Origin of the sequence: Delftia deserti, assembly GCF_042653485.1 — a bacterium.
GTDB lineage: Bacteria > Pseudomonadota > Gammaproteobacteria > Burkholderiales > Burkholderiaceae_C > Comamonas > Comamonas acidovorans.
This window is the reverse complement of record NZ_JBHSIH010000001.1, coordinates 5,078,925-5,090,686: the sequence shown is the minus strand read 5'-3', so window position 1 is coordinate 5,090,686 and position 11,762 is coordinate 5,078,925. Positions and strand designations below refer to the sequence as shown.

The following is an 11,762-nucleotide window of genomic DNA, read 5'->3' as shown; positions in this document are numbered from 1 at the left end:
AGTGAGGAATCAAGCACTTGCAAGCCATCAGTGGGTACTAACGCACTGTTGTGGTGCGCTCATTGGTCCGTCCGGGCGGACGACCGGCACGTTGGCGCGTCACGCGGCGCTCGGTGCGCTGTTGTAAATCGGCAATGAATTGCTCATCGCCCAGCGCCCAGCCCCGCAGCGCCGACTGGCTGATGCGCTCGGCATCGTCGGCGCCGACCCCCTCCTCCACGGCCTCCACATAGGCCGCGTCACGCGCAAACGGGGTGTTGCCCAGCCCCCAGAACACGGCATGCGGCTGGATCAGCGCGTCGCTGCGCAGGCCGGCGTTGTGCGCGTAGCTGGACCAGGGCCAGTCGGCCGGCCGCTGGACCAGGCCGGCGCGCACGGGGCTGTCGTCCATGAAGACCATGGTGGGCAGCAGCCAGCTGGGCTGCAGCACCGTGCCGCGATAGCGGCCTTCCCACAGCGTGCCGCTGCGGCCGTGGCGGTCGTTGAAGTAGCGCACATAGCGCCGGCCCACGGCCTGCATGAACCTGGGCAGGCCATCGTCGGTGCGCGGCGTGGCCAGCAGGTGGAACTGGCTGGGCAGCAGCACGTAGGCATGCACGGCCAGCTCGCAGCTGCGCGCCATCTCGCGCAGCAGCCCCAGCATGGTCTCCCGGTCCTGGGCATCGATGAAGATGTCCGCGCCGTTGTTGCCGAGCTGGATGATGTGGTGCGGCAGATCCGCAATGGTGAGTCTGGGCAGGCGGGCCATGGTGCTGAGTGCAGGCAAGCGGGTGCAGGGCGTGGAGCGGCAATTATGGAGCGCCCTGCCCCGCGCCGTCCCGCACTGCCGCACTCCGCCGCACTCCGCCGCACTCCGCTCTACAGGGAAAGACGCGCCGAGGCCCGCAGCAGCTGGCTCACCAGCTGCGTGGCGGCCAGCAGCCGGGGCAGGAGTTGCCCGCGCATCATCTCGGCGCTGTTGCGGTTGGCCTGGCCGCTGATGTTGAGCGCGGCCACGGTACGCCCGGCCGCGTTCTTCACGGGAGCGGCGATGGAGATCAGGCCTTCGGCCAGTTCCTGGTCCACCAGGGCCCAGCCCTGGGCGCGCACCTCCAGAATGCGCTGGCGCAGGCGGTCATCATCCTGCTCGGTCAGCGCCGTGAACTGCCGGCGCTCGCGCGCGTCCAGCAGGACCTGCAGGGATTCATCGCTCTCGCCGGCCAGCAGCACGCGCCCCATCGAAGTCCAGCAGGCCGGCAGGCGTGAGCCCACGCCGAGGTTGGTGCTCATGATCTTGTGGGTGTGCACACGCAGCACATAGACGATGTCGCCGCCATCGAGCACGGCGGCCGAGCAGGACTCCTTGACCTCGTCGACCAGGTTTTCCATCACGGGCTCGGCCAGGTTCCAGACCGGGGTGGAGCTGAGGTAGGCAAAACCCAGCTCCATGATGCGCGGCGTGAGCTGGAACAGCTTGCCGTCGCTTTTCACATAGCCCAGCGTCTGCAGCGTCAGCAGGATGCGTCGGGCCCCGGCACGCGTGAGCCCCGTGCGCGCCGCCACCTCGCTGAGCGTCTGCGCAGGCGCTTCGGCGCTGAACGAGCGGATCACGCCCAGGCCGCGCGCAAAGGACTGCACATAGCTGTCGCCCGGGCGCGGCGTGCCGCCCTCTTCTTCGGCCCCACCTGTGGAAATTACGGAAGCGGCTTTTTTTTCCATGGCTCTATAATTCTTTCTGCGAACTTTTGTTCTACATACGAACATTTTAGCGCAGCGCCAGCGGCCTGCATACCGGAGACAAGCAAGTGATCAACAAAATCACCGACACCATCGCCGAGGCGTTGTCGGGCGTCCAGGACGGCTCCACCGTGCTGATCGGGGGCTTCGGCACCTCGGGCAATCCCACCGAACTCATCGACGGCCTGATCGCCCAGGGCGCACGCGAGCTGACCGTGGTCAACAACAACGCGGGCAATGGCGACCAGGGGCTGGCCGCGCTGCTCAAGAGCGGCCAGGTGCGCAAGATCATCTGCAGCTTCCCCCGCCAGGTGGACAGCTGGGTGTTCGACGACCTGTACCGCAGCGGCAAGATCGAGCTGGAACTCGTGCCCCAGGGCAACCTGGCCGAGCGCCTGCGCGCCGCCGGCGCCGGCATCGGCGGCTTCTTCTGCCCCACGGCCTATGGCACGGAGCTGGCCAACGGCAAGGAAACGCGCGAGATCAATGGCAAGCACTATGTGCTGGAGCACCCCATCCACGGCGACGTGGCACTGGTCAAGGCCGAAAAGGGCGACCGCTGGGGCAACCTGACCTACCGCATGTCGGCGCGCAACTTCGGCCCCGTGATGGCCACGGCAGCCAAGCACACGATCGCCACCGTGCACGAGATCGTGGAGCTGGGCGCGCTGGACCCCGAGGCCGTGGTGACCCCCGGCATCTATGTGAGCCAGATCGTCAAAATCGACCGCGTCGCCACCCAGGCCGGCGGTTTCAAGAAAACCGCATGAGCGCCCCAACCGCCGAAAGCAAGAGCATGAGCAGCTACCAGAAACGCAGCAAGCAAGAGCTGGCCCGGCGCGTGGCCGAAGACATCTTCGACGGCGCCTATGTCAACCTGGGCATCGGCATGCCCACCCAGGTGGCCAACCACATCCCGGCCGGCCGCGAGGTCATCCTGCAAAGCGAGAACGGCATCCTGGGCATGGGCCCGGCGCCCGCCGAAGGCCAGGAAGACTATGACCTGACCAATGCCGGCAAGCAGCCCGTCACCCTGCTGCCGGGCGGCAGCTATTTCCACCATGCCGACAGCTTTGCCATGATGCGCGGCGGCCACCTGGACATCTGCGTGCTGGGCGCCTTCCAGGTCTCGGCCACGGGCGACCTGGCCAACTGGAGCACGGGCGAGGCCGGTGCGATTCCGGCCGTGGGCGGCGCCATGGACCTGGCCGTGGGTGCACGCCAGACCTGGGTGATGATGGACCTGCTGACCAAGACCGGCGAATGCAAGGTCGTCGAGGCCTGCAGCTACCCGCTCACGGGCCTGTCCTGCGTCAAGCGCATCTACACCGACCTGTGCACGCTGGAATGCACGCCCCAGGGCCTGCGCCTGATCGACACCGTGCCCGGCCTCTCGCACGCCGAGCTGCAGTCCATCGTGGGCCTGCCCATCAAGGACGCGACGGCCACGGCCTGATCCCTCAGCCCCCCGGTGCGCTGCGGCGCACCCCGGCACCTCTTCATTCTTTTCCCAGGAGACACCATGAGCCAGTCCAACCAGGCCTTCATCTGCGACGCCATCCGCACCCCCTTCGGCCGCTACGGCGGCGCCCTGTCCCCGGTGCGTGCCGATGACCTCGGCGCCGTGCCGATCAAGGCGCTGATGGAGCGCAACCCCGGCGTGGACTGGACGGCCGTGGCCGACGTGCTCTACGGCTGCGCCAACCAGGCGGGCGAAGACAACCGCAACGTGGCGCGCATGTCCGCCCTGCTGGCCGGCCTGCCCATCGATGTGCCGGGCGCCACCATCAACCGCCTGTGCGGTTCGGGCCTGGACGCCGTGGGCACGGCCGCGCGCGCCATCAAGGCGGGCGAGGCCCGCCTGATGATCGCGGGCGGCGTGGAAAGCATGAGCCGTGCGCCCTTCGTCATGCCCAAGGCAGAAAGCGCCTTCAGCCGCAGCAACGCCGTCTACGACACCACCATCGGCTGGCGCTTCGTCAACAAGCTGATGAAGCAGCAGTACGGCGTGGACTCCATGCCCGAGACGGCCGAGAACGTGGCCGACGACTTCAGGATCGAGCGCGAAGCCCAGGACCGCATGGCCCTGGCCAGCCAGCAAAAGGCGGCCGCCGCCATCGCGGCCGGCTACCTGGCCAAGGAAATCGTGTCCGTGTCCATTGCCCAGAAGAAGGGCGACGCCATCGTGGTGAGCCAGGACGAGCATCCGCGCGCCACCACCATCGAGGCGCTGGCCAAGCTCAAGGGCGTGGTGCGCCCGGATGGCACGGTGACGGCCGGCAATGCCAGCGGCGTGAACGACGGCGCCTGCGCCCTGCTGCTGGCCAACGAGGAAGCCGCCCAGCAATACAACCTGGTGCCGCGCGCCCGCGTGGTCGGCATGGCCGTGGCCGGCGTGGCCCCGCGCATCATGGGTTTCGGCCCCGCGCCCGCCGTGCGCAAGGTACTGGCCCTGACCGGCCTGACGCTGGAGCAGATGGACGTGATCGAGTTGAACGAAGCCTTCGCCGCGCAGGGCCTGGCCGTGCTGCGCGATCTGGGCATTGCCGACGATGACCGCCGCGTCAACCAATGGGGCGGCGCCATTGCGCTGGGCCATCCGCTGGGTGCCTCCGGTGCCCGCCTGGCCACCACCGCCGTGAACCAGTTGCACACGCTGGGCGGCCGCTACGCGCTGTGCACCATGTGCATCGGCGTGGGCCAGGGCATTGCCGTGATCCTGGAAAAGGTCTGAGACTGCGATGAGCACCGTGGACAACAAGACACCCGTCACCGTGGTCAGCGGCGCCAGCAACGGCATCGGCCGCGCCATCGCCGAGGCCCTGCTGGCCCAGGGCCGCGCCGTGGTCAACCTCGACTATGTGCTGCCCGACTGGAGCCATCCGCTGCTGGTGAGCTACCAGGCCGACCTGACCAGCGAGCAGGCCACGGCCGAGGCGGCGGCCCGCATTGCCGCCACGCACAACGTGGTGGCCCTGGTCAACAACGCGGGCGCCACGCGCCCCGGCACCATCGACAACGCCAGCACTCAGCATCTCGACGACGTGGTGGGACTGCACCTGCGCGCACCCATGCTGCTGGTGCAGGCCTTCCTGCCCACGCTGCGCGCCTGCGGAGAGGGGCGCATCGTGAACATGTCCTCGCGCGCCGCGCTGGGCAAGCCCGACCGCATCGTCTACTCGGCGACCAAGGCCGGCCTGATCGGCCTGACGCGCACCCTGGCCATGGAGCTGGGCCGCGACCGCATCACGGTCAACGCCCTGGGCCCCGGCCCCATCGCCACCGAGCTGTTCACCAAGAGCAACCCCGAGGGCGCGCCGCAGACCCAGCGCATCCTCAACAGCATTGCCGTGGGCCGCATGGGCACACCGGAAGACGTGGCCCGTGCCGCGCTGTTCTTCCTGTCGCCCGACAACGGCTTCGTCACCGGCCAGGTGCTCTACATCTGCGGCGGCACCACGCTGGGCGTGGCGCCCGTCTGACCACCCGTCTGACCGAACGCCTTTCCAGGCACAACACCCTTCAAGAAGAACCACTGGAAGCGCCCGCCTGCACAGGCGGGCGCCACACAGGGCCTTGCCCTGGCCCAGCCCGGCGTTGCCGGGCCCGGCCATCCACCTTATTGCCGAATCAGGAGACCTCTCGATGTCCGATCAAACCACCCACTTCACCCGCCGCCGTGGCCTGCAGGCGCTGGCCGCCGCATCCCTGACCGCGCTCGGCGCCTTGTCCGGCACCGCCGCCCTGGCCCAGGACGGCTTCCCCAGCAAGCCCATCACCATCCTCGTGCCCTTCGCCGCTGGCGGCACCACCGACATCCTGGCGCGCATCGTCGCCCAGGCGCTGCAGCAGGAGCTGGGCCAGACCGTGATCGTGGACAACAAGCCCGGCGCGGGCGGCAACATCGGCGCCGTGGCCGCCGCGCGTGCGCCGGCCGACGGCTACACCCTGTTCATGGGCACCGTGGGCACGCATGCCATCAATGCCGCGCTCTACGCCAAGCCCGGCTTCGACCCCATCAAGGACTTCTCGCCCCTGACGCGCGTGGCCAACGTGCCCAACCTGCTGGTGGCCCACCCCAGCCAGCCGTTCAAGACCGTCAAGGAAATGATCGCCTACGCGCGCGCCAATCCCGGCAAGCTGAACTACGGCTCCTCGGGCAGCGGCAGCTCCATCCACCTGTCGGGCGAGCTGTTCCGCTCCATGACGGGCCTGGACATGGTGCACGTGCCCTACAAGGGCAGCGCCCCGGCCATCACCGACCTGCTGGGCAACCAGATCGCCATCATGTTCGACAACATGCCCTCGGCCATCCAGCACGTGCGTTCGGGCAAGCTGCGCCCCATCGCCGTGACCACGGCCAAGCGCTCGCCCGAACTGCCCGATGTGCCCACCGTGGCCGAAGCCGGCGTGCCCGGCTACGAGGCCACTTCGTGGTTCGGCCTCTGGACCCAGGCCAAGACGCCCGCCGCCGTGCAGCAGCGCCTGTACACGGCCATTGCCAAGGTGCTCAAGGACCCGGCCGTGGTCAAGAAGATCAACGACCAGGGTGGTGACGTCGTGATCGACACGCCGGCCGAATTCCTCACCTATATCAAGGCCGAATCGACGAAGTGGAGCAAGGTCGTAAAAGACTCCGGAGCACAGGTGTAACTGGCCTCCCCCTGAGCCGCTTTGCGGCTTCCCCCTGAAGGGGGACGGCGCCATCGCCGCGAGGCGGCTCTTGCTCGGCGCCCCTGGTGTCAGGCTGCGCCGGTTTCCAGCGCCATGCGTTTGAGCATTGAAATGGGGAATAAAAAAGAGCTGCCTCCGGGCAGCTCTTTGCATTGGGGTGCCAGGTGCTCAATCCAGCAAGTCGGAGTAGTCGCCCTTGTCGTAGCCTTCGATGGCCTTCCAGGGCTGGGCCAGCGGGGCGGGCAGCTTGCTGGCGGTGACCACGATGCGCTCGGTGCCGTGGGAGTCGCTGCGTTCCACGCGCCGGGCGAACTGGTTGGCCACGTCCCAGTCGATGACGGTGGTCTGCTCGCCTGCCGTGCCGCGGTAGCGCTGCACGCCGTTGTGCGGCTTGCCCACGCGCTCCATGCCTTGCAGCGCGGTGGGAGGCACGATCCAGTAGACGTTGTCGAAGGAGCCGCCGTAGCCCACGTTGCCGTGGTGGGCCAGGTCCACGCTGATGACGCGGCGCAGCTTGGCCAGGATGACTTCCACGCCGACCTTGCCGTCATCGGCGCGGCGGATGGACAGGGGTGCGGCGCGGGCCTCGTCGTGGGCATGGCCGGCGTGCGGGCCGTGGGCATGGTCGTGGCCGTGGTCCTGGCTCTGGCGCAGGGCGGCGGGCATTTCGCGCTCTATCCACAGCCGGGCCTTGCGGCGGTAGACGCGGTTGGTATAGACGCTGCTGCGCTGCACGCCGTCGCTGCCCACGCTCATGGCTTCATAGGTAATGCGCAGGTCGGCTTCGGGCGTGGCCTGCACGGCCGCCGTGGTGCGGGCCACGGAGTCGGTGGCGGCTGCAGTTGCGGGTAGGGCCGTGGGTGCGGTCGCAGGTGCATTTGCAGGCGCAGTCGCAGGCGCGGACTTGGCGGGTTCGGCAGCCCATGCCGCGGTGACGGAGCAGGCCAGCAGCGCGGCGGCGAGGAGGTGGCGCGCCGCGTGCGGCGTAGAGATGGAAGACGTCATGGAATCCAGCCAATGCGAAAAAACCGGGGCCGGGCACACGCATGTGCCACGGCTCCGGCCAGGGGTTGGCAAGCAGCCAACGAAGGAGGAAACAACTACAGGCCAGCGGCTTCGCGGACCTTGGAGAACACCTTGGTGTTGTCCATCGTGCCCTTGAAGATCCTGGCGCCCGCGCCGCCGGCGAACAGCATCACATCGCCGCCGCCATGGGTCTCCGAGCCCGGCGTGCCCAGGTTCAGGCCGACTTCCTGCAGGTAGTTGTCGTCCGTGGTGTCCAGGTTGCTGATGTCTTGGCGCTCCGTGCCGCGAATCGGAGCGATCCAGGGCTTGTTGCCATCTTCGGCATTGACCTGGCTGGAGGCCGTGGCGTTGGGACGTCCGCCGTTGCCGAAGGCCAGCGTGGTGTAGGGCTTGCCGTCCTGGGCCTTGGCCATCTGGCCGCTCTGGTAGTCCTGCACCTTGCCCAGGATGGGGTTGCCGATCCTGGAGTAGCCGTTGAACACCATGTTGTGGTCGTGATCGGCGGTGACGACGATCAGCGTGTTCTTCAGGCCCGGGTCCTTCTTTTCCATGTAGGCCATGGCGGTCTCGATGGCGCGGTCGAAGGCCAGCGTGTCTTCCAGCGCGCGCTTGGCATTGGTGCCGTGCAGTGCGTGGTCGATGCGGCCGCCCTCCACCATCAGGAAGAAGCCCTTGTCATTGCGGCTGAGCACGTCCAGCGCCTTGCCGGTCATGTCGGCCAGGCTGGGCTCATCCAGCTTTTGCTTGACGCGGTCCAGCTCGTAGGCCATTTCGCTTTGCGTGAACAGGCCCAGCAGCTTGGGGGCCTTGGTCGCGTCCAGGGCCGACAGCTCGCTGCCCTTGGCGACATAGGCGTAGCCCTTGGCCTTCATCATGTCCACGAGGTTGGCCGTGTCCGTGCGCTTGCTGCTGGGGTTGACCGACTTGGGCAGGTAGTTGCGCTGGCCGCCACCCATGAGCACGTCGATGCCGTCGCCCAGCTTGGCGTTGTAGTTGGCATGGCCGGGCACGGACTGCTCGGCAATGCTGTTGTAGCCGTTGCGGTTGCAGATGTGGGCGTAGGTGGCAGCCGGCGTCGCATGGCCCACGCGCGTGGTGGAGATGGCGCCCACGGCGCGGCCCTTGGCCTTGGACAGCTCCAGCAGGGTCTGCGCGGGCTGGCCGTTGCCGGCCGGGCAGGTGGTGTCCTCGCCGTTGATGTACTGCTGGCCGTTGGCCGCATAGGCCAGGGTCTCAGCCGACATGGAGATGACTTCGTTGTTCATCTTCACGCCGGTCATGTAGGCCGCCATCGAAGGCGCGCTGTCCGTGGTCTGGCCATCGCGCGAGAAGGTCTTGATGCGGCTGGCGTAGGGCAGGGACTGCATGGTCAGCGTGGCGCGCTCGCTGCTGGCCAGTGACGTGGGATTGGCAGCCAGCTGCTTCTCACCCTTGTAGATGCGCGCGGCGGTCACGGTGACCGGGCCCATGCCGTCGCCGAGGAAGAAGATGACGTTCTTGGCCTCGCCGGCCGCATGGGCGGCAGGTGCCAGCAGCGCCAGCGCGCCGGCCGCAGCCAGGGCGAGGGAGGTCTTTTGGAGGATCGGATGCATGTGGAATTCCTTGAGTGCCTTGATTGCAGCGTGCGGCATCACAAGCCGATGCTCTTCTTGATCAGCGTGAAGACGGTGGTGTTGTCGATCACGCCCGAGAACGTATCGGCACCCATGCCTTGCGCGCCCAGGAACACGTCGCCGCCGCCGTGGGTTTCGGAGGCCAGGGGCACCACGGCCTCCTGCAGGTAGTCGGGGCTTTCCAGCGAGGCCGCGTCGATGGGACCCCGCGTGGCCAGGCGCCTGGGACCGTTGCCGAAGCCCAGGATGGTGTAGGGATTGCCGTCCACATCGGTGGAGGCCTTGCCGTCCACGTAGTTCTTGACCAGGCCCAGCACGCCGGGCTTGCCGGCCTCGGTCTTGCCGGTGCGCGCGGCATAGCCGTTCAGGTGCAGCGTGTGGTCATGGTCGGCCGTGACGACGATCAGCGTGTTCTTCAGGCCCGGATCGAGCTTGGCCATCTTGTCCAGCGCGGTCTGGATGGCGTTGTCGAAGGCCACGGTGTCCTGCAGCGCGCGGCGCGCGTTGGTGGCGTGCAGCGCATGGTCGATGCGGCCGCCTTCCACCATCAGGAAGAAGCCCTTCTTCTTGGCCGACAGTGCGTCGATGGCCTTGCCCGTCATCTCGGCCAGGCTCGGTTCCTTGGTCGCATCGCGGTCCAGGTCATAGGCCATGTGGTCCTTGGTGAACAGGCCGGCGATCTTGCTGCCGTCCACGGGCAGCTTGTCGAACTCGCTCTTGTTGGCGGCGTAGCTGTACTTTTGCGTCTTGAACTCGGCGATCAGGTTGCGGCTGTCGTTGCGGCGGCCGCCGTCGGCCTTGGGCGTGAAGTAGTAGGAACCGCCACCCAGGATCACGTCCACGCCGTCGCCGAGCTTGCTGTTGTAGCCTGAGCCGCCGGGCACCAGGGCCGCGGCAATGGTGTTCTCCGCATCGCGGTGGCAGACGTGCGAATAGGTGGTTGCCGGCGTGGCATGCGTGATGCGCGCGGTGGAGACCACGCCCGTGCCGTAGCCGGCGGACTTCATCTGCTCGAGCAGCGTGGGAACGGCCTGGCCGTTGCCGCTGGGGCAGGTGCTGTCGTAGTTGGTGTGATAGGCCTTGCCCGCAGCGTCCGTGGCCTTGGTGTCCGGCGTCATGGAGATGACTTCGTTGTTCATCTTCACGCCGGTCATGTAGGCGGCCATCGAGGGCGCGCTGTCCGTCACCTGGGCGTCGTTCGAGAAGGTGTGGACGAAGGCCGTCTCGGGCAGCTTGTCCATGGTCAGCTCACCGTCTTCGCCCACGCTGTAGATGCGTGCGGCCGTCATGGTGGTGATGCCCATGCCATCGCCCAGGAAGAACAGCACGTTCTTGGTCGGAGCGGCTGCGGACGAACCGTCACTGCCGCCACAGGCGCTCAACAGCAGCGAGGCACCAGCCAGCGCGCTGCACAACATCTTCAATTTCATGCGGATATCCCTCTGTAGGCAGGGGACCCCGCAGCACGGCCGCGCCCTCCCCCTGTTGATTGACCCGTGCACTGTAGGAGCGGCCTGTGACGAGCCCGTGACAGCAAGGCAGCAGCGGCAGGCGTATCGTTGCGGGGATGCGCTGCCAGCCGGGGAGCACCCGGCCACCCGCGCGACTGAACAAGGAACCCCATGGACCAGAAAGCCCAAGCCCCGATCGCCTCGCACGCCACGGATGCGCCGCCCAAGCCGGTGCTCGACTACCCGTTCGAGGCGCCACCGCAGCGCGGGCAGACGCTGGAGGTGGCACCCGGCGTGCTCTGGATACGCATGCCCCTGCCCTATGCGCTGGACCACATCAATCTCTGGGCCATCGATGACGGCGAGGGCTGGGCCATCGTCGATACCGGCGCGCGCACCGACGAAGGCGTGGCCACCTGGCGCGCGCTGTTCTCCCAATCCACCGATGGCCGCTCGCTGACGCGCGTGCTGGTCACCCACATGCACCCCGACCATGTGGGCCTGGCCGGCTGGCTGACGCGCAAGTTCCATGTGCCGCTGTACATGACGCGCCTGGAGTACCTCAACTGCCGCGTCGTGGTTTCGGACTGCAGCCGCGAGGCGCCGCCCGACGCCATCGCCTTCTACCGCCGCGCCGGCTGGAGCGAGGGCGCACTGGAGTCCTACCGCGCCCGCTTCGGCAACTTCGGCAAGCACATCCACGCCCTGCCCGACAGCTACCGCCGCCTGCGCGATGGCGAGGAACTGCACATAGGAAAACACCTGTGGCGCGTGGTGGTCGGCAGCGGCCACTCGCCCGAGCACGCCAGCCTCTACTGCCCCGATCTCAAGCTGCTGATCTCGGGCGACCAGGTGCTGCCGCGCATCTCGTCCAACGTCTCGGTGCATGCCATGGAACCCGACGCCAACCCCATGGCCGACTGGATGGAGTCTCTGGAAAAGGTCAGGCGCGAAGTGCCCGACGATGTGCTCGTCCTGCCCGCGCATGGCGATTGCTTTCGGGGCCTGCATGCACGGATCGATTCACTGGCGGCAGGCCAGGAACGCGCCAACGCCCGCTTGCTGGCCGCACTGGCCGAACCGCGTCGCGCCGTCGATGTCTTCGGCGCACTGTTCTCACGCCCCATCAGCGAATCCAGCCCCGCCCTGCTGGGCATGGCCACGGGCGAAAGCCTGGCCTGCCTCAACCACCTGATGCATGCAGGGCAGGTGGAGCGCAGCATCGATGGTGAGGGGATTGCCTGGTACCGGGCGATGCCCGGTGCCGCAGCGATCGGCTAGG

Annotated in this window: 11 protein-coding genes; 6 read left to right on the top strand and 5 right to left on the bottom strand. The window is 67.7% G+C overall.

Translation table 11 applies throughout. The features are described 5' to 3' along the window. Positions 1–37: 37 nt before the first annotated feature. Both ACFPFG_RS24170 and ACFPFG_RS24165 read right to left on the bottom strand, forming a co-directional pair. The gene (locus ACFPFG_RS24170; RefSeq protein ID WP_183019431.1) at positions 38–748 is read right to left on the bottom strand and encodes a transposase; all 711 of its coding nucleotides are present in this window, start codon (positions 746–748) and stop codon (positions 38–40) included. A gap of 110 nt (positions 749–858) precedes the next feature. Continuing rightward, complete coding sequence (locus ACFPFG_RS24165; protein WP_183019432.1) at positions 859–1,698, bottom strand: IclR family transcriptional regulator domain-containing protein; 840 nt, start codon at positions 1,696–1,698, stop codon at positions 859–861. A gap of 86 nt (positions 1,699–1,784) precedes the next feature. Between ACFPFG_RS24165 and ACFPFG_RS24160 the strand changes: the two genes are divergently transcribed. The 5 genes from ACFPFG_RS24160 to ACFPFG_RS24140 all read left to right on the top strand — a co-directional run bounded on the left by ACFPFG_RS24160 (position 1,785) and on the right by ACFPFG_RS24140 (position 6,369). Next, the gene (locus ACFPFG_RS24160) at positions 1,785–2,486 is read left to right on the top strand and encodes a 3-oxoacid CoA-transferase subunit A (RefSeq protein WP_012207359.1); all 702 of its coding nucleotides are present in this window, start codon (positions 1,785–1,787) and stop codon (positions 2,484–2,486) included. Between the two features lie 26 nt (positions 2,487–2,512). Next, complete coding sequence (locus ACFPFG_RS24155) at positions 2,513–3,172, top strand: 3-oxoacid CoA-transferase subunit B (protein WP_380110323.1); 660 nt, start codon at positions 2,513–2,515, stop codon at positions 3,170–3,172. 66 nt (positions 3,173–3,238) lie between these two features. Beyond that, entirely contained in the window at positions 3,239–4,450 is a 1,212-nt protein-coding gene (gene pcaF / locus ACFPFG_RS24150) for a 3-oxoadipyl-CoA thiolase (protein WP_380108609.1), read from the top strand. A gap of 7 nt (positions 4,451–4,457) precedes the next feature. Then, positions 4,458–5,198 (top strand): SDR family NAD(P)-dependent oxidoreductase, encoded by a 741-nt coding sequence (locus ACFPFG_RS24145; RefSeq protein WP_197955174.1) that lies wholly within the window; start codon positions 4,458–4,460, stop codon positions 5,196–5,198. A gap of 163 nt (positions 5,199–5,361) precedes the next feature. Further along, positions 5,362–6,369 (top strand): Bug family tripartite tricarboxylate transporter substrate binding protein, encoded by a 1,008-nt coding sequence (locus tag ACFPFG_RS24140; RefSeq protein WP_380108607.1) that lies wholly within the window; start codon positions 5,362–5,364, stop codon positions 6,367–6,369. Positions 6,370–6,558: 189 nt separating this feature from the next. Here the strand turns inward: ACFPFG_RS24140 and ACFPFG_RS24135 are convergent, their stop codons facing one another. From ACFPFG_RS24135 to ACFPFG_RS24125, 3 genes are all read right to left on the bottom strand, one after another. After that, positions 6,559–7,395 carry a hypothetical protein gene (locus tag ACFPFG_RS24135; RefSeq protein ID WP_183019443.1) on the bottom strand — a complete coding sequence of 279 codons (837 nt, stop codon included), beginning with the start codon at positions 7,393–7,395 and terminating at the stop codon, positions 6,559–6,561. Positions 7,396–7,490: 95 nt separating this feature from the next. Beyond that, positions 7,491–9,008: an alkaline phosphatase gene (locus ACFPFG_RS24130; protein ID WP_183019444.1), complete on the bottom strand. Its 1,518-nt coding sequence runs from the start codon at positions 9,006–9,008 to the stop codon at positions 7,491–7,493. A gap of 38 nt (positions 9,009–9,046) precedes the next feature. Further along, positions 9,047–10,459 (bottom strand): alkaline phosphatase, encoded by a 1,413-nt coding sequence (locus ACFPFG_RS24125; RefSeq protein ID WP_197955168.1) that lies wholly within the window; start codon positions 10,457–10,459, stop codon positions 9,047–9,049. Positions 10,460–10,651: 192 nt separating this feature from the next. Between ACFPFG_RS24125 and ACFPFG_RS24120 the strand changes: the two genes are divergently transcribed. Further along, the gene (locus tag ACFPFG_RS24120; RefSeq protein WP_183019446.1) at positions 10,652–11,761 is read left to right on the top strand and encodes an MBL fold metallo-hydrolase; all 1,110 of its coding nucleotides are present in this window, start codon (positions 10,652–10,654) and stop codon (positions 11,759–11,761) included. Position 11,762 lies beyond the last annotated feature (1 nt).